At 42.1% G+C, this 20,569-nt stretch carries 12 protein-coding genes; 4 read left to right on the top strand and 8 right to left on the bottom strand.

From position 1 onward, the window contains the following. Positions 1-8 precede the first annotated feature (8 nt). Entirely contained in the window at positions 9-1,199 is a 1,191-nt protein-coding gene (gene hydF, locus QYT14_RS12290; protein WP_237039150.1) for a [FeFe] hydrogenase H-cluster maturation GTPase HydF, read from the top strand. A 23-nt stretch (positions 1,200-1,222) separates the two neighbouring features. Further along, complete coding sequence (locus tag QYT14_RS12285) at positions 1,223-3,766, top strand: prolyl oligopeptidase family serine peptidase (protein WP_288324625.1); 2,544 nt, start codon at positions 1,223-1,225, stop codon at positions 3,764-3,766. A 68-nt stretch (positions 3,767-3,834) separates the two neighbouring features. On the opposite strand, the gene hisS is transcribed toward QYT14_RS12285, so the two are convergent. From hisS to QYT14_RS12245, 8 genes are all read right to left on the bottom strand, one after another. Beyond that, positions 3,835-5,199 carry a histidine--tRNA ligase gene (gene hisS / locus QYT14_RS12280; RefSeq protein WP_237039148.1) on the bottom strand — a complete coding sequence of 455 codons (1,365 nt, stop codon included), beginning with the start codon at positions 5,197-5,199 and terminating at the stop codon, positions 3,835-3,837. A gap of 220 nt (positions 5,200-5,419) precedes the next feature. Beyond that, positions 5,420-6,949 carry a sulfatase gene (locus QYT14_RS12275; RefSeq protein ID WP_288324624.1) on the bottom strand — a complete coding sequence of 510 codons (1,530 nt, stop codon included), beginning with the start codon at positions 6,947-6,949 and terminating at the stop codon, positions 5,420-5,422. A 28-nt stretch (positions 6,950-6,977) separates the two neighbouring features. Next, on the bottom strand, positions 6,978-7,847 hold the full coding sequence (locus tag QYT14_RS12270; protein WP_289307581.1) for a RagB/SusD family nutrient uptake outer membrane protein: 870 nt from the start codon (positions 7,845-7,847) through the stop codon (positions 6,978-6,980). Positions 7,848-7,997: 150 nt separating this feature from the next. Then, a complete protein-coding gene (locus QYT14_RS12265) occupies positions 7,998-8,594 on the bottom strand; it encodes a RagB/SusD family nutrient uptake outer membrane protein (protein WP_288324622.1) in 597 nt (198 codons plus the stop codon). Between the two features lie 13 nt (positions 8,595-8,607). Continuing rightward, on the bottom strand, positions 8,608-11,871 hold the full coding sequence (locus tag QYT14_RS12260) for a TonB-dependent receptor (RefSeq protein ID WP_347280238.1): 3,264 nt from the start codon (positions 11,869-11,871) through the stop codon (positions 8,608-8,610). A 250-nt stretch (positions 11,872-12,121) separates the two neighbouring features. After that, complete coding sequence (locus tag QYT14_RS12255) at positions 12,122-13,108, bottom strand: FecR domain-containing protein (protein ID WP_288324620.1); 987 nt, start codon at positions 13,106-13,108, stop codon at positions 12,122-12,124. 176 nt (positions 13,109-13,284) lie between these two features. Next, complete coding sequence (locus QYT14_RS12250) at positions 13,285-13,860, bottom strand: sigma-70 family RNA polymerase sigma factor (protein ID WP_288324619.1); 576 nt, start codon at positions 13,858-13,860, stop codon at positions 13,285-13,287. A 137-nt stretch (positions 13,861-13,997) separates the two neighbouring features. Then, positions 13,998-14,678: a zinc metallopeptidase gene (locus QYT14_RS12245; protein WP_288324618.1), complete on the bottom strand. Its 681-nt coding sequence runs from the start codon at positions 14,676-14,678 to the stop codon at positions 13,998-14,000. 218 nt (positions 14,679-14,896) lie between these two features. Between QYT14_RS12245 and QYT14_RS12240 the strand changes: the two genes are divergently transcribed. Further along, positions 14,897-15,796, top strand: coding sequence for a helix-turn-helix domain-containing protein (locus tag QYT14_RS12240; RefSeq protein WP_288324617.1), 900 nt, complete (start codon positions 14,897-14,899; stop codon positions 15,794-15,796). A 113-nt stretch (positions 15,797-15,909) separates the two neighbouring features. Further along, a complete protein-coding gene (locus QYT14_RS12235) occupies positions 15,910-20,565 on the top strand; it encodes a translocation/assembly module TamB domain-containing protein (protein WP_288324616.1) in 4,656 nt (1,551 codons plus the stop codon). Positions 20,566-20,569: the final 4 nt, after the last annotated feature.

Raw genomic sequence — 20,569 nt, 5'->3', positions numbered from 1 at the left:
TAGAATTCATGAATATGAACAATACCCCTAACGCCAACCGTCTGCATATTGCTATTTTCGGACGTCGTAACAGTGGTAAGTCATCGCTTATCAACGCTTTGACGGGACAGGACACGGCTCTTGTTTCCGATGTTCCGGGCACCACTACCGACCTTGTGAATAAAGCCATGGAAATACACGGCATCGGGCCTTGTATTTTTATAGATACCCCGGGATTTGATGACGAAGGAGTATTGGGGGAAATGCGCATTGCCCGCACCCTGAAAGCCATCGAACGCACAGACATTGCATTATTGCTTTGCGAAGACGGAAATATGGAAGAGGAGCGGCAATGGATACAGCAATTGAACGACCGAAACATTCCGGTCATCCTTATTCTTAATAAGTCAGACCATCGCGAATGTGCTGCCGACACCGCTGTCCGAATTGAAAAGACTTGCGGAGAAACGCCTCTCATTGTCAGCGCCAAGGAACGTACAGGCATAGAAGCCGTGTATCAAACCATTCTCCGAAAGCTGCCGACCGATTTCGGTCAACAAACCATTACCGGTGACTTGGTACAAGAAGGAGACTTGGTATTGCTGGTCATGCCGCAAGATATACAGGCACCCAAAGGAAGACTCATCCTTCCTCAGGTGCAAACCATGCGCGAACTGCTCGACAAAAAATGCCTTGTCATGAGCTGCACAACCGACCGACTCACCCACACACTGGAAGCCCTTTCACGCGCTCCCCGTCTGATTATCACAGACTCACAAGTGTTCCACGAGGTATATCGCCTGAAACCCGAATCCAGTCTGCTCACCTCCTTTTCTGTGTTGATGGCAGGATATAAAGGAGATATACATTATTATATAGAAAGTGCCGCTGCCATTGATAGCCTCACCCCACAATCACGGGTACTGATAGCCGAAGCCTGCACGCATGCTCCTCTTTCGGAAGACATCGGCAGAGTGAAACTCCCTCGGCTGCTCAAAAAGAAAACCGGTGAAAGTCTACATATAGATATAGTATCAGGCACCGACTTCCCCACCGACCTTAGTTCTTATGAGCTGATTATTCATTGCGGAGGTTGTATGTTCAACCGTAAATATGTATTAAGCCGTATCGACCAGGCACGCCGCCAGCACATACCGATGACCAATTACGGAGTGGCTATTGCCTGTCTCAACGGCATTTTAGATAAAATAGTTTATTAACCATTTAATCAAAAAATAAAAGCATGAAGAAACGAACCACAATGCTTGCCTTGTTATTGGCAACCGGAGCCGGTACCTGCCTGCAAGCCCAAGAGAAACTAACCCAATTCAAGGTGCGCGATGCCATTACAGTACGCACCCCGATTATGAATGACAGCATCAACCCGAAAGGTGAAAAACACACAGCCAAGGATTTGCTTAAAACTCCAGTTGTGCTTGACCTTGCCGGAGCTCCTTTTCAAGTGCTGAATGCCGATACTGCCGGAATCCTATCATTCCCCAAAGCAGAGAAAGACAACAGTATCTACTTATTGGAGACCGCCTTGCGTGCCGAACGCTTCATGACGGGGAAATTAAAAATCACTTCACCGGCCCGTTGGGAAATCTTTATCAACGGAGAATCAAAGATGTCGAAAGAAAGTGCTGAAGACAGCATATCCGGCGCCTCTACCCGTGAAGTCAACCTCCGTCTGGAACCTGAAGCCGATTACGAAATCACCATCAAGCTACTTTCCAGTTCTGAGGATAAAGCAGAGCCTACTTTAAAGTGTGAACTCATCAAAGATGATAAATTTAAAGAAATAACCTGTTTTGTTTCTCCCGAACAGAAGAAACGCTTTGCCCTCCCGAACACGGTTTACGGCAATCGTGTCATCGGCGTATCCATCTCACCCGACGGCAAGTACCTGCTTACACGCTATTGGAACAACCACTCTTTAAAACGTTCTTATACCTATACCACGCTGTCCGAGCTGAAGACAGGTAAAGTTCTGTTGTCCAATGCCAAAGAAGGTATGCGCTGGATGCCCAAAAGTAATAAATTGTATTATACCGTACAGGCGGCAAAAGGCAATGATGTAATCACCCTCGACCCGCTGACTTTAAAAGAAGAGACTATTCTGAGAGGTATTCCGGAAGAAAGTTTTACTTGGTCACCAAATGAAGACTATCTGATTTATCATCCTTCGGAAGAGGGAGTAAAAGAGGAAGGGCCGCTAAAACGCATCGTAAGTCCGGCCGACCGCATTCCCGGTTCACGCCGCCGCAGCTTTTTGGCAAAATATAATCCGGCAACGGGTATATCCGAACGTCTCACCTTCGGTAACCACAGTACCTACCTGAATGACATCTCGCCCGATGGCAAGTATATCCTTTATAGCACTTCAAAAGAGAATATCACAGAACGTCCTTTCTCATTAAGTTCTCTTTACCAAGTCAATTTGGAAACATTGGCTGTCGATACACTCTTTATCAACGACCGCTTTATGGGAGGAGCAAGTTATTCACCCGACGGTAAACAATTGCTGTTGACCGGAAGTCCCGAAGCATTCGGAGGCATAGGCAAGAATTGCGGAAACCACCCTATTGCCAATGACTTCGACTCACAGGCTTATATCATGGATTTGGCTACCCGCCACATTGAGCCGATAACAAAAGATTTTGCCCCGACTGTCTATCCTCTGCAATGGAATAAAGGTGACGGCTGCATCTATTTCAATACCAATGATGAAGATTGCAGAAATATCTATCGTTACTCTCCCCAAACAAAGAAGTTTGAGAAACTCAATCTGGAAACGGATGTCACCAGTGCCTTTGCTCTTTCAGAGAACAACCCTTCCATCGCCGCCTATATCGGACAAAGCAATCATAATGCGGGGGTTGCCTACCTTTATGATATGAAAAAGAAGACTTCACGTCTGCTTGCCGACCCCATGAAGCCGATATTGGACGAGATTGAATTGGGTAAGACGGAACCTTGGAACTTCACCGCCTCAGACGGAACCACTATTCAGGGCATGATGTGTCTGCCTCCAAATTTCGACCCCAATAAGAAGTATCCGCTAATCGTATATTATTATGGTGGAACGACTCCTACCGAACGTGGCATCAGCAATCCCTATTGTGCACAACTGTTTGCTTCACGAGACTATGTAGTATATGTCATCAATCCGAGCGGAACTATCGGTTACGGACAAGAGTTCTCGGCACGCCACGTCAACGCGTGGGGTAAACGCACAGCCGACGATATCATCGAAGGCACCAAGCAGTTCTGCAAAGAACATCCATTTGTCAATGACAAGAAAATCGGCTGCTTGGGTGCATCCTACGGCGGATTCATGACACAATACCTGCAAACACAAACCGACATTTTCGCTGCAGCAGTTTCACATGCCGGTATCAGTAATGTGACAAGCTATTGGGGAGAAGGGTATTGGGGCTATTCATATAATGCAATAGCTGCCGCCGACAGCTATCCTTGGAAGAATCCGGAACTGTTTACCAAGCAAGGTTCACTGTTCAATGCCGACAAAATCAACACCCCCTTGTTATTGTTACACGGAACGGTGGATACCAATGTACCCATCGGAGAAAGTATTCAACTGTTCAATGCGCTGAAGATTCTGGGCAAGACTGTCGAATTTGTAACCGTAGACGGCGAGAACCACTTCATTGCCGATTATCCGAAACGAATATTATGGCACAACTCTATCATGGCATGGTTTGCACGTTGGTTGCAGGACAGCCCTGAATGGTGGAACGATTTGTATCCCGAACGCCATCTATAAAAAATATCACCGTAGCAGCCCATGATAAAGCTGCTACGGTGATAAATAAAATATAAAATCTCTTCTTATTATCCTCTTACTGCTTCCAACAATTCATCGGGAGTCAGCAACGATTGTTCACCTGTAGTCATATTCTTCAGCGTCAGTTTACCTTCAGCCATCTCATTTTCACCTACAATGGCAACAAACGGAATCTGCTTGTCATTCGCATACCCCATCTGCTTCTTCATCTTGGCTGAATCAGGATAAATCTCGGCACGTACACCGGCATCACGCATTTTGGCCAAAACAGGCAGACAGTAGGCAGCTTCCTTCTCTCCGAAGTTCACAAACAACAGTTCCGTACCATTCACAGCCTCTTTCGGATACAAATCCAATTGGTTCAGCACATCAAAGATACGGTCTGCTCCGAACGAAATACCGACTCCAGACATTCCATCCATTCCAAACACGCCTGTCAAGTTGTCATAACGGCCTCCACCACTGATGCTGCCAATCTGCACATCCAATGCCTTCACCTCAAAAATAGCACCGGTATAGTAATTCAATCCGCGAGCCAACGTCAAGTCCAGCTCTACTTCGCTCTTCACTCCGAGAGAGGCAACAGTCTTCAGGATAAACTCACTTTCTTCCACCCCTTTCATACCAGTCTCGCTGGCAGCCAGAACCGTTTTCAGTGTTTCAAGTTTTTCCTCATTGGAACCGCTCAATAAGATAATAGGCTGAAGTTTATCAATCGCTTCTTGTGGAATACCTTTCGAAGCCAATTCCGCATTCACATTATCCAAACCTATCTTATCCAGTTTATCGATAGCAACGGTAATATCCACTATTTTATCGGCCTCACCGATTATTTCGGCAATACCCGTTAATATCTTACGATTATTAATCTTAATGGAAACACGCACGCCAAACTTGTTGAACACACGATCAATCATTTGTACAAGTTCCACTTCGTTCAGCAGCGAATTGCTGCCCACCACATCGGCATCACACTGATAGAACTCGCGGTAACGTCCCTTCTGAGGACGGTCTGCGCGCCATACCGGTTGAATTTGATAACGTTTGAAAGGAAAACTTATCTCATCGCGGTGCATCACCACATAGCGGGCAAAGGGTACGGTAAGATCATAGCGCAGCCCCTTCTCACAAAACTTGCCGGCCAATTTCACAGCATTGCGGCTCAATAGTTCCTCATCGGTAATTCCCGAAAAGTAATCGCCTGAATTCTGTATCTTGAACAATAGTTTATCACCTTCATCTCCATATTTTCCCATCAAAGTAGACAAGTTCTCCATAGAAGGAGTTTCAATCTGCTGATAGCCGAAAAGATGGAACACTTCACGAATAGTATTAAATATATAATTGCGTTTCGCCATTTCTACGGGCGAAAAATCTCTGGTTCCTTTAGGAATACCCGGTTTTGCTGCCATAATGATTCTCTGATTTGATTTTGAGGCACAAAATTACGAAAAAATCTCTGTAATAAACGAATAAAAAGAGAGAAATGATACTAAGTGACTTGAATATAAAGTCATTATGAAGACAGACGATGCTAATGACTGAAAAGGAAAATGCCGGATATCAACATCACTTGTCAATATCCGGCATCATTCAGTCTTCAAAAAAAATCATTCTAATTCCGGCCCACTTTTAATCACTTATCGGTATAATGGGATAAAGTGTATTATTCTCTTTATCTACCGGATACAAAGCTTCTTCTTCTTGTAAACGTTTTATCATCAGTCTGCACATTTTCTTTGCAATTTTAGGTTCTGAACTTGCCAAATCATCCTTTTCATAAGGGTCTTTTGCCAAATTAAACAGTTTATAAGAAGGATTTCCATCTTTTTCTGGATGATAATAATAAATCAACTTCCAATCCCCCTTTCTATAGGTAGTAAAGTAACTGCCTCTATGTTCATGTGGAAAATGCATCAAAAAATCATCCCGATGTTTTTTATCCGGTATTCCTTGAAGTAATCTCTTCAAATCACTTCCATCCAGCACATGATTCTCAGGAACATCAATACCTGCCGCAGCAAGTACAGTTGGATAGACATCCATAATGGTAGCCATCTGTGTCTGTACTTTGCCTTCTGCTATCGGATACATACGCTGAAACACATTATTTGAATTAGGTTTCGCCCAACTCATAATAAATGGAACACGTACTCCTCCTTCATATTCCGAACCTTTTTTCCCTTTCAGAGGAGCAGACGAACCATAATCAGCAGGACCGCCCAAAGGAGCATCTCCACCATTATCTCCTAAAAAAATAATCAAAGTATTCTCTGCAATACCTAAATCCTCCAATTTATCCAGCACATCTCCTAATGATTTATCCATCCCTTCTATCAGTGTGGCAAAAGCTTTTGCTTGTTCATTCTTATCACCAGTTTGATAGTTTTTTATAAATCGAGCATCCGTTTCAAAAGGAGCGTGCACTGCATAATGAGCTAAATTAAGATAAAAAGGCTGTCTAGCAGAAACGGCTTTTTCCATTTCCTTTCCTGCTTCCAATGTCAATGCATCCGAAAGGAAAGTCGATGTATTGTGATATGTTTCCAAGTCAGGTACTGCCCTTGCTTTTTGACCTTTTATCCATCCGTATCCATTTTCACCATGATAACTTCCCGGATGCCCGATAGAAGAGCCTGCAATATTCACATCAAAACCAATTCGAGTAGGGTTCTCCCCTTCACTATTCATACAACCAAAATGAGCTTTGCCTACATGAATCGTCTTATATCCGGCTTTTTTCATTACAGCCGGATATATCATATCTTCCGCAGTCAACCCCTTCCAGTTCCAATCTTTCGGACCGAACGGAGTACGATTGTTACTCTCCGCATTAATCCAATTTGTTGTGCGATGACGGGCAGCATTCTGCCCTGTCATCAAAGATGCTCTAGAAGGAGAACTCACACTCTGAGCGTAAAAGGTAGAAAACCTTGTTCCTTGTTTGGCCAGACGTTCCATATTAGGAGTCCGATACCAATCATTAAGAGGTTGCCTCACCGGATTTCCCTGTTCGTCGACAATAAAAGGCAATGAGGTATCCATCAGTCCCATATCATCGACTAAAAAAACAATAATATTGGGCTTTTCTTGTGCTGACACACTGGCTGCAAACAAAGCCAATCCCAGCGGAGCCAACTTTTTCTTATTAAATAATATCATTACAGTTCCTTTTTAAGAATATACATTATTAATCCCAACCCTCATTTTGTGTAAGTTGCAGATTCAAAGACAGTTCGCGTAGCGGTAAAGGAAAGAGATAATTCTTTTCAACGTCAAAAGTCCTTGATTTCTTGCTTTGAACGATGATAAAGCCATCTTCATTCAAATTAATATCTTTATCAGGTACAACATTCGGATAAGTTTCCTGATCAAACTTAGCTCCCAAAATTTCTTGAGGCAACTCTGCCTCTGCTACCTTCCAACGAATCAAATCATCATAACGCAACGATTCAGCAGCCATTTCCACTCTTCTTTCACGTCTGATTTCTTCTCGCATATTCAAATTATTCGACGTGACAAAAATATTAGTAAGACCAGGCAAACAATTCGGGTCAGAATCAAAGCGTCTTCTTATTTCATTAATGGAAATGTCCAAATCACTATCCGAAATGCTTTCATTTAACTCATAAGTAGCCTCTGCATAATTTAAAAGGACTTCTGCATAACGCATCAATATTTCATCAATTTGAGAACGTATATTGGAATATGAACCTTCATCCCCATACTTCTTAAACATATAACCTGTTTTTGTCTGATTAGACAAGTTAGGCACAAAAGGAGCTCCTAAGAAGGAATCCCCTGGTTTCCATATTGTTAAAGCCATACGGGGATCACGATTCTCGAATTCTTTACCCAACGGCAAATACTCAACTTTATATTGAGATTTATCCAAAGGCAATCCATCCTTACACAAAAACGCATCAGCCAACCATTTTGTCGGCTCCTGGATAAAATCCACTATAACCCCTCTGATACGAGGATTATAAGTATTGGCATCCTCTGAATATCTATACGACAAAATATGTTCAGACGAATCCTCTCCCGGCAGCAGGAACAAGTTACGATAATCCTTATAAATTACATATTCTTTAGAATCAATCAGACGCTTTGCCGCATCACGGGCAATAGTAAGATACTGCCGGTAGTCTTCTTGTCCACGAAACTTATAATAAGTACCATAATATAATGCTATGCGTGAAGTTAAAGCTTAAATAGCACCTTTCGTTATTCTTCCTACATCAGCCTTTATCGCACTTTTCACAGGAACATCCTGTTCAGCCAAAAGTAATTCTTCCAAAATATCATCCAGAATTTCTTTTTTCTCAACTCTAGGTCCCCAAAGTTCAGGCGACTCCATATCTAAGGTATGATTAATATAAGGTACATCTCCAAATCTTTTAATCAGATTAAAGTAATAATAAGCTTTAAAAAAACGCGCTTCACCTAAATAACGTCTCTTTATTGCTTCAGAAACTTGGGCTCTCTCGTAATTTTCGAAGAAATCATTGATAATACGAATCTGTTTATAAGATTTAGTCCAAACATCATCTGTATTACTAGCAGTCAAACTGCCACTACTTACATGATTCCCCACAGCAGCAAAACAATCGATAGATTGATTATCTAATGTATAAGAGCGATTCATATTCTGATATAGGATATTCAGCGCCAGTCTTAAATCAGATTCTGTTTTCCAAAATGTACCAGGAGACAAAGTCGTCTTAGGTTCCCTATCTAAAAAATCACTGCAACCACTATTCACACAAAGAGTTGCCAACAATAAAGTATATAGTATCTTTTTCATTTTTTTCTCAAATCTAAAAGGTTAAATTTATACCACAAGAAAAACTACGCATAATTGGATAAATATATCCACTAGTACTGGTCAATTCTGGATCAAAATTTTTATTCAACTTACTGAATTCAAATAGATTTTCACCGCTAAAATAGATACGAAGGCGCTCTATACCTATCTTATTAATCAATTCTTTTTTGAACAAATATCCTAATTGAAGGTTTTTCATTCTCAAATACGCTGCATTTTGCAACCAATGGTCAGAAATTTGGTAATTATGACCACTTCCCGCATAATGACGAGGCAGGGCAGCATTCGGATTCTCAGGCGTCCAATAATCATTATGCATTTCATAAGAAAAATTCCCCCATGTGACAGAGAAAGGAGCCATTATTTCCTGTGCCAGATAGAAATTCCGTTTCCCAACTCCCTGGAATACTGCTCCAAAATCCCATTCGCGCCAATTTGCATTCAGATTTAACCCAAAGACAAAACGTGGTGTAGTCGTTCCTAAGTATTCCAGATCCTTGGGAGCAGAAATTTTACCATCTCCATCCTTATCAACATATTTAATGTCACCTACTCCAACTACAGAACGATTAATAACAGCAGAATTCTTCACTTCGTCTTCACTCGTAAAGTATCCATCTGTTCTATATCCAAAAATGGAACCCAAAGAGTAGCCTTGCATTTTTTGATTTACACCGGCTGTAAAATCCTTATATTCCACTCCATAATCAACCAACTTATCTTTTTGGTCAGAGATATTAAAACGTACTCCATAATCCAACTCTCCGATACTGTCTTTCCATCCTATAGAAAAATCCCATCCTTTCACTTCCAGCTCACCATTATTTCCGGTAGGTACAGTAATACCGATAACACTTGGCATTTCAATGGAGACAAGCATATCTTTGTTGCGCTTGATAAAGTACTCGGCAGTTGCAGACAGTCTATTATCAAGAAAGCCCATATCCAATGCAACATTAAACATCTCTACCGTTTCCCAAGTACGCTCCTCGGAAGGCAATTTTTGAACAGACGCCCACTGCCCCAGTTCATTTCCAAAAGGATAATAACCGGATACTACATATTGTGCAATATGATCATATAAGCCTAATCCATTCTGATTACCCAATTGTCCCCATGAAGCTCTTAGTTTCAAATTGCTAAATACCTTCTGTTCTTTCATAAACTCTTCTTCTGTGATGCGCCATCCCAAAGAAAATGAAGGAAATATTCCCCAACGATTTTTCTTAGAGAAACGAGAGGAAGCATCCGCACGGAAATTGGCTTCAAACAAATATTTATCAGCATAAGCATAATTCAAACGCATAAAGCCTGACAACAAAGCCCATTCCGTTTCATCAGCGCTATTACTCCATCCTTCAGTAGCTCCTAAGTTCAAAGCCGGAACCTCATTACCAACGATATTAGTCCTAATACCTCCCAGATTCTCATAAAGTTGTTCTTCAGCAGACCAACCACCTAATACGTTCAGGTCATGCTTATCTAACTTTAATTTATATTCTGCCAATAATTGCCCTGTCAAATAACGGCTTGTCTGAGACTCTTGAGAAATCTTATTAGGTCCCGATTGTCCGGCTCCCATTGAGATTAATCCGTTAGGCCCATATTTTCCATATTGTCTTCTCCATTCCTTTATTTGACGATTTCTAATAGTAGCACCTCCTACCGCCTTCAGTGTAAGTCCTTTTATAGGCTTATAACTCAGCGTAAACACTCCTTCTATTGTCTGCTGCCTGTTACGGCCTTCACCGCCTTCTCTAAGTGCCTGAATGGGATTGGCCTGCATCCTATAGCGAGAATAATTTCCATTTGGATCATATATAGGCATATTAGGCCCCGCCTGTATAAATGTAATATAAGGAATTGACCAACCAGCAAACTGAGGATGATATAACTTATTAGTCTGCAAATAGGTTATTTTACTGTCCAGTATCAGTTTATCTTGAATAATATCCAAACTAATATTAGAACGCAGATTCACTCTATCATAATTATCAGGACCATATTCAGAAAACATACCATTTTGATCAAGCCATCCTGCCGAAAATAAATATTTAAGTCCTTTGGCCGCCTTTGATATTGTCAGATTATGAGTTTGTTGGAAACTATTATCCATCATGGTACCAATCCAATCCATATTATCAGTATATATCCAATCATTTCCTTTGGCTATTGCTGAAATAGAAGGATCTTTTAAAGCAACAATGGCATCTTCTGGAAATTGAACTGCCAAACCTGCATTCTTGAAAGCTTCATTCGACAATAACGCATGATTGAGCCCCGTATTACTTTTAGGCAATCTAGTGGGCTTATTAAAAGAAAAGTTTCCAGAATATTCTACCTTTACTTTTTCACTTTTTCCTGCGCGTGTTGTCACTAACACAACGCCTTCGGCAGCACGGGCACCATATATAGCAGCAGATGCCGCATCTTTCAAAACAGATATAGATTCAATATCCTGTGGATTCACCAAATTAATATCACCGGGAAGACCATCAATAATAACCAATGCACCGGCAGAATTTATAGATGTATTTCCTCTAATTTTAAAACTGGCAAATTCACCTGGCTGTCCTGTTCCCGATGTAACAGTCAGTCCGGAAACTGCTCCTTGAAGAGCGTCTGTGGCACTTTTTATGGGACGGTTTTCCAATGTTTCTGAACTTACACTTTCCACTGCACCGGTCAAATTGATTTTCTTTTGAGTACCATAGCCAACTACAACTACCTCTTCAAGAGTTTGTGTATCTTCCTTTAACACCACATTAACCACAATATTATCTTGAGCTAGAATCGTTTGATCTTTATACCCAATATACGATACTAAGAGTTTATCTCCTTTAGGAACATCCGGTAACATAAAATTACCCTCAAAGTCAGAAATAGCACCTATAGTTTTATCCGACTCCAATCTTATAGTTACTCCAACCAAAGCTTCGCCATTAGCATCCTTCACTATCCCCTTCACTGTTATCCTTTTTCCGCTTTCCTGCTTCACAGGAGTAACAATTATCTTATTGCCAGAAACCCGATAAGTTAAATTTCTTTGTGAAAGTTCTCTCACCAATAGTTTTTTTATTTCTTCATCTTTAGAAGAAACCGTAACAGCTTCTTTATCTTGAATTTCTATATCACGATAAGAAAAATGATAAGATGTTTGTTTTTCAATCGCAGAAAAGAATTCCTTTACCGAAACATTATTTATATCTAAACTTACTTTTCCGACTTGCGCCGAAGCATCAATAGATGCCAACATAAAAAAAGATAGAGCAAGAGGACGTAAAAATCCCTTTTTTCCCTTACCTTTGTAGAAAGAAGTAATCAATTGATTTTGATTTTTCATATTATTTAATTTTTGGTTATTAGTTTATCAAACTATGTTACCGCATAGTTTATGGTAGGCCATACCAGACACCGCTCCGGATAATCTGCAAATTATTCGGAGCATTTTTTATAAATACTATGTTTTCATTATACTACGATTATTTTAAAGATTAAACATTGGGTTATTTCAAACTGATACTTATATCAGCATTTTCTATTTTATATTCAAATCCATAGTGTACTTGCAAAATCCGCAATATACTTTCAATATTTTCCTCATCAAAAACTCCAGTATAGACATCTTTCAGTATATTCTCATCATTCACAGTGAAAGTCACACCAAATTTCCGTTCCAAGCATTTAAAGACATCTTTCAAACTGTCATGCCGAAAGACTAATTTCTTCTCTATCCATACTGTTTCAATTCTATTTCGAGTCGACTCCAGATTCAATTCACCAGTGCGTTTGTCATAAGTTACTTTTTCATTGGGCTTTACGTGCAAGGTCTTATAGGGAGGATGATTCGTTGCCACACAAACAGCTCCTTCCACAAGCGTCATTTCTTGAAAATTTTTATTCTCATAAGCATACACATTAAAAGTAGTTCCCAATACTGTGATATCCATAAAGTTAGTCGTTACAACAAATTGTTTCTTTTCATCCCGTTGCACTTCAAAATAGCCTTCCCCCGAAAGTTTTACCCTTCGTTCTATTTGTCCAAAATCATGTTGGTAAGAAAGTGATGATCTAGAATTCAAACGGACTTTAGTTCCATCAGGAAGTAAAACTGAAGAAGAACCGTATTCACCAGAATTTATTATAATGTTCTGCTCCGCTATTTCCTGCATATCCTGATACTGCATATAAAATAACACAGAAATACTACTTGCCAATAAAAGGAGCAACGAAGCTGCAATATGCAACCAATAACGCTTCATATTTATAATAAGAGGAGTTTTTTTCTTTGACTGCACATTTTTATACAAAGCATTCATTTTCTCATGTGACAAAGGAAGGTAATCATCATACTCCTCCCAATGTTTATTAAGAACCATATATAATTCTTCATTAGAGATATTATTAATCATGCCGGTCAATACCCGCAGTTCCTCCAATGATATTTCATTAGAATGATATTTTTTTAATAAAGCACTAATTCTATTATCCATATATGTATATCTACTATTTATTAGTAATATCCGTATACGGCTTAAATATAACATACGAATTTATATGTTATAAAGCATAATATAAAAAAGTGCTATAGATCACAAGAAACAAACAATGATGATTCATGAAAAAAGCAATCAGCTATTCAAAAACAAAAATGAAGTAAAATATAAATCTAAAAGTCACCCCAAAAGACCAATAAAAATTTTAAGTATCCAGACATTTCAGTTCTGATTAGTTTTAAAGATGCAGATAACTGATTACGTACCACTTGTTCCCCTATATTCAGTTTCTTTGCGATGTCCAATATGGGAATATTCAATTCTTTATTCATTTCAAATATTTCTCGCTGACGAGGTGGCAGCAATTTCTTTGCTTTTTCTAATGCTACTAGAAAAAGGTCAAATTCCAATTTTCTCTCTGCCTCATCTGTAGCAGTTGCCAGTTCCGATTGATAATCTATAAACTCTGCCATTACAGGATTATTCAATTGACGATGTATCTCCTTTAACAGCAATCGATAGGATATTGTAAAAAGATACGACTTAAAAGAACATTCAGGATCTAATTTACTACGATTGTTCCAAATTCTCAAAAAAGTTTCCTGCACTATATCATCCGTTACCGTTTCCGATTTAACATAATGATAGACAAATCGATACAATCTAGACACCCATAATTCGTAAAGAGCTTTATAGCTACACTCCGAACCTGATTTGACGCTTAATATCAGTTCTTTCTCATCTATCATTTTTATACAACTTTATCTACAACATATTATGCTTTCTTTCGCGAACGTCAAAAATACTATTTATTTATTAAATAAAAAAGCGGAGAAGGAACATTCTTCCTTTCTCCGCTCACCTTATAACAGTTATCAATTTCCGTTTACTCCCGGCGTCCCATATAAATCATAATATAATAAACCAATGTAGCCAGTGAGCTAAGCGCAGCTACTACATAAGTATAAGCAGCCGAACGCAATGCATCTTCCGCCGCATGGTGATTATAGGAATTGGTAATGCCTGCCTTACTCAACCATACCAATGCACGCTGACTTGCATTTATTTCTACCGGTAAGGTGATAAAACTGAATAGGGTAGTCATGGCAAACAAACAGATACCTGCGAGCAATAACTGCGGGAAAGTATTTACCATCAGGATTCCACCCAACAACACCCAAGTCATGATAGATGATGAGAACTGAACCACCGGAACAAGAGCAGAACGCATTTTCAACGGAGCATAGGCACGGGCGTGCTGTACGGCATGTCCGCACTCATGGGCAGCTACAGCGGCGGCAGCCACACTGTTGCTTCCATATACCCCCTCACTCAGGTTCACCGTTTTGTTAGCCGGATTATAGTGGTCGGTCAACATTCCCGGAGTACTTGTCACCCTGACATCATAAATACCATTGTCATGCAACATTTTCTCTGCCACTTCTTTTCCGGTCATACCGTTTGACAGTGGCATCTTAGAGTATTTCTTAAACTTACTCTGCAAACTGGCTTGCACGATATAACTAATAATCGCAATTCCAATAAATAATATCCAATACATTGACATAGTTTTGTTCTTTATAATTTTGTTGTTAAATATACAGGTTATTACATACAAATAGTTTGCCATCCTTACCCTTTTAGAAAGAATTAAGAATATTAGCGGGTTATTGACAGTCACTTGGCAGATGCTTCCGCCAAATTCAATTAAAAAAACATATAAAGGAGACAAAAAGGATTGCTATATGATTATTGATTTATATTTTTGAAGCAAAATTAAGAGATATGGAACAAGAAATTGGAAATATATCCATTGCCCTCATCCGCAAACTGAACGCTGCCATGAAGGGTATAGGCAATGATTTTATAATAGACAATACAGAATATTATATTCCGGATGTCAATTCTATATTCAGATATCCTCTCCGCCTCGACGGTATCATCATCGCAGTGCGGAAACAAGGAAGTGCAACCATCAACATCAACTTGCGTGAATACAACACGACTAAAAACGATTTGGTGATTTGCGCTCCCGGCGACATCCTTCAATCAATACCCCAACCGGGCATGCATCAAACCCAGATGTTCCTCATTTCATCCGATTTCTTAAAAGAAATGTATATCAACCTGAACAGTTTCATGCCTTTCTTTATTTCATTGAAAGAACAACCTATTTTCAGCCTGACGGATGAGGAGGTAAAAGAGCTGGAGGCTTTCTACACATTAATAGAAGAAACGATTGACCGGAACGATAATTTCCGCACAGAGATTGTACGGCGGCTGATGGGTGCCTATCTTTATAAATTAGGTTCCATCCTGCATCGCAGGCAACCGGAGTTTTTGGCAGCCAACCCCAAATCCATGAAACGCGAAGAAATACTATTCAACCAATTCATTAATTTACTGACCGAACACCATCGCAAGGAAAGACGGGTGGACTTCTATGCCGAACAGTTGTTTTTAAGTCCGAAACACTTCTCTACCGTGGTAAAGAAAGTTAGTGGAAAAACAGCCGGTGAGTGGATTGACGAATATGTAATTCTGGAAGCAAAAGCATTACTTAAATATTCGGTCATGTCCATTCAGGAAGTAGCCTATTACATGAATTTCCCCAACCCTTCCTTTTTTGGGAAATATTTTAAACATCACACCGGAATGTCGCCAAGTGAGTATAAAGTGCAATAGCACATGGACGAAAAGATAAAATTATCAAGAATAAAAGATAAAAGGCAGATACATTCAACTAATATGCCGATAAATTTGTTTAAGTTTGCAGAAACGTTTGTACAAAACACACGATGAAAAAGAAATATATCCGTTGGACAATGTGGACGGTAGCCTCTCCTTTCATATTGTTCATTCTTTTATGTATACTGATTTATTTGCCCCCCATACAGAATTTCCTGGTGGACAAAGCGGCTTCATATGCCTCTGAATCAACCGGAATGAATATAAGGGTGGGAAGAATCTCTTTATCTTTTCCGCTCAACTTGGTGGTGAATGATGTGGAAGCGTCTTCCCTGCACAACGATACGCTGCTCAGCGTAAAGCGCCTTCAGGTAAATGTCCAGTTGTTGCCATTGCTGAAAAAGCAAGTGGAAGTAGATGGTATCTCCCTCAAAGAGGCCACCGTCAATTCCAATGACCTGATTAATGGGATGCAGTTGCGGGGAACTCTTGGTGAATTGTTTATATCCAGCCACGGTGTGGCACTCGACCCCGAAACAGCCATAGTGAACAAAGTACTGCTCAAAGACACCGACTTGTCTCTTTGCCTGAATGACACCACAGCTGCCGACACCACCAAAACCGATACCACCTACTGGAAAATAATCCTGCAGGACATCGACTTGCAAAATGTGTCTTTCGCTTTGCAGATGCCGCTTGACAGTCTCGCGCTCAGCACATCGCTGTCAAAAGCATCTTTGCGCAACGGATTGATAGACCTGCATAAATCCGCCTATTCCCTTCAAAGTTTTAAAATAGAAAACGGACAGGTGAACTATGATTCGGGAGCACCGTCTCTTCTCCCGCCCGACAGCATTGCCCTGAGAGGATTGGATCCTTCTCATATCGCACTGACCGGCATCGGTGTGCAACTCGACTCTCTTCATTATGAGGGCCGTGACATGAAAGCCATTATCAACCGGTTTGTGCTAAAGGAGCGTTCAGGACTGGAACTTCTATCCACCCAAGGACGATTGCTCTCCAACCAGAAATCGCTCCGTATCCCTTCTTTGCGTCTCACCACCTCCGATTCGGACTTCGAGTTGAATGCATCCATCGATTGGGACGTATTCGAAATGAAAAGTAAAGGACGGTTATCCGCCCGGTTAATGGCTGATATAGGCAAACAGGACATCATACGTTTGGTAGGCGGTATGGACGAACATTTCGTACAGAAATACCCAGCCGAACCCTTACGCATCCGTACAGGAGTGGACGGTGACCTCAACCAACTCAAATTGACCACTCTGAGTGCCGAACTTCCCGGCGCATTGGAGCTTTTTGCCAAAGGCGAATTAACCCATCTGACCGATACGCTGAAACGCGGAGGAGACATTACACTCGAAACGGAAGTGGGGAACATGGATTTTCTGAGTGCTCTTGCCGAAGGTATTGCCATCCCTAACGGCACACGCCTGGAAGGTAAATTCAGCATGTCGGGCTCCAAAATGGGTACAGACCTTTTGTTGAAAGAACCGGACGCACGCATATTGGCAGTCATCGACACCATCCCCATCACCGTGTATAATGACAGCATCTCCATTACAGATGATTTCAAAATGGAACATGCCGCCCGGCTCTATGCCAAGTACGACCTTTCACGCGAGGCCTATGAAGCCGATGTTGCCGTCAATAATCTGAACCTGCACCGATTCTTGCCGCAAGACTCACTCTTTGCAGTATCCGCACGCCTTGGTGTCAAAGGAGAAGGACTGGACTTCATGTCTCCCCGAACCACCTTCAGTGCCTCGGGCAGTATCGACCGTTTCCATTACGGCAATTATATCCTGTCGGGCATCCAACTTTCTGCCGGACTCGAAAAACATATCATCAACACTGCTTTATTAATCAATAATAAAGTAATGGATATACGGGCACACCTCGATGGCAGCCTGAAGCCGCATAATGCGGCAGCCACGCTGAAGCTGGATATCGACCGCATGGACTGGCAGGCATTGCACTTGATGAATGAGCGCATGCAGACTTCGCAAAATATTACCGTCCACCTCGCAACGGATATGGCTAACAAATATTCCGTGGATGCATCCATGGCCAATATCACCGTCATCACGCCCAAACGCACATCTCATCCCAAAGACCTTTTACTGGGATTTGCCACAGCAAGCGATTCTACCCGGATGTATTTGCGTGCCGGTGATTTCGACCTCTCTTTGGAAGGAGCCGGGCACATCACACGCTTATCCCGCCAGGCAGAGATATTGATGAAGAAACTCTCCGAACAGTGGGAGCATAAACATATCGACCAGGAAGAGTTGAAACAATATCTGCCCGGATTGTGTTTACGCGTCACTTCAGGACAGGATAATCCGGTCTGCAATTACCTTTCCATGATGGGCATCTCCTACCGGAAACTTTTTATGGATATGGATTCCTCTCCGACAGAAGGGCTGAACGGAGAAGCATTCCTTTATAGTCTGAGCACAGACAGCATTGTCTTGGATACAATTTATCTTGACGTACAGCAAGACATGGAAGGCATCAAATTCCTAAGTGGAGTTGTCAACGGACCGAAGCTTAACCAAGAAGCTTACGATGTCAGCCTGGAAGGAAACATCGGTACCAATCAGGCACAACTGCTCATTCAGTACCTCAACGCCCGCAAGGAGCAAGGCGTCTATATGGGAGTGCAGGCCGATTTACGACGTCGGGGAATCCGTCTACGTCTTTTCCCCGAACATCCGACATTGGTTTACCGTCCTTTCACGGTCAACAGGGATAATTATATCTTCCTGACAGACCGCGGACGCATCCATGCCAATCTCCATCTGCACGACGATGCAGGTACGGGCCTCAGCTTCTATACCAATCGCGAAGATACCATTGCCAGTCAGGACATGACAGTCGAGCTCTCCCGAATCAATCTGAAAGAGTTCCGCCGTATCCTGCCTTATATGCCTGATATGGAAGGATGGATTGGAGCAGAAACGCACTATATCGAATCCGGCCCCTACATGATGGTGAGCAGTGACTTGAAAGTCGATGAATTCAAATATGAAGGCAACCCACTCGGCAATTGGGAATTTAGTGGCGTATATCTGCCCGGCGACGAGAAAGACCACCACGTAGACGGATACATCCGCCACAATAACAAAGAGATAGCCCACCTCGGCGGTATCTATCTGCCCACAGCCGACGGCAAAGGCAGCCTGAGTGCAGATGTTGCGCTCGAACACTTCCCGCTGAATGTCATTAATCCGTTCATCCCCGACAATATGGTGGAACTGAACGGCGACATTGACGGAACACTGGCCATGAAGGGAGACCCCTCCAAGCCTCTGCTCAATGGCGAACTGTCACTCGACTCCGTATCAATGTTCATGCCCGAACTGTCTGCACTCTTCCGCTTCGACAACGAGCCGGTACAGATGGTCAACAGCAAAATGATGTTTAAGGACTTCGATATCTTCACCAAAGGAAAAAATCCTTTCACTATCAACGGTCATGTGGACTTCTCCAATCTGGAGCGTATGACTACCGACTTGAAGATGAAGGCCCGGAACTACGAACTACTGAATGCTCCCCGCACCAAACGGGCCATGGTATACGGCAAGATGTATGTAGACTTCGACGCCACTCTCCGCGGCCCCGTAGACGCCCTCATGATGCGGGGCAATATGAATATATTGGGAAAGACAGATTTCACTTATGTGATGAAAGACTCCCCGCTGACCGTAAACGACCGTTTGGGAGACATGGTGACTTTCGTCAACTTCAATGACACCACTGAAGTGGCGAACGAAACCATCCAGCCGGTGTCCATCAATGGCATGGATATCGCCATGACAATGCATATCGACCAAGCCGTTCAAGCACATGTCGATATCACACCGGATGGTTCCAACTATATGCTGCTCGAAGGAGGCGGAGACCTTTCTTTCCAATACACCCCGCAAGGCGAGATGCTGCTGAACGGACGCTACTCGCTCATCAGCGGTGAAATGAAATATGAAATCCCGGTCATTCCGCTCAAGACGTTCAATATCCAGAACGGCAGCTATGTGGAATGGACAGGCAACGTGATGAACCCCCAACTCAGTATCACCGCCACAGAGCGAGTGCGCGCCACTGTGGGCGAGGACGGACAAAGCCCCCGCATGGTCAGCTTCGATGTAGGTATCGCCCTGAGCCAACGACTGGAAAACCTGGGACTGGCCTTTACCCTTTCAGCCCCCGAAGACGCCTCCGTGCAAGACCAGCTTACCGCCATGAGTCCAGAAGAACGGGGCAAACTGGCCGTAACCATGCTTGTCACCGGTATGTATATGGCAGAAGGCAACTCTACCGGAGGATTCAATATGAACAATGCCCTCAACTCCTTCCTGCAAAGCGAAATTTCGAATATTGCAGGAAAAGCCCTCGACATCAGCCTAGGCATGGAAACCGTCGACAATGCCGAAGACGGCGGAAAGCGTACAGATTACAACTTCCAGTTTGCCAAACGTTTCTGGAATAACCGTTTCCGCATCGTTATCGGCGGAAAAGTGTCTACCGGCAATACCGCCCAGCAAGATGAAACATTTATCGACAACGTCTCCGTCGAATATCGTCTGGACAATAGCGGTACCCGATATATCAAGGTGTTCCACGACAAAAACTACGAGAGTGTGCTCGAAGGTGAAATCATCGAAACAGGCGTCGGTATCGTTCTGCGAAAGAAGATGAGCCATCTGGGTGAGTTATTTATATTCAGGAAAAAGAAAGATTGATAAA

This window comes from uncultured Phocaeicola sp., assembly GCF_948499155.1.
In the GTDB taxonomy this organism is placed as follows: Bacteria; Bacteroidota; Bacteroidia; order Bacteroidales; family Bacteroidaceae; genus Phocaeicola; species Phocaeicola faecalis.
This window is presented reverse-complemented; position numbering and strand designations above follow the sequence as displayed.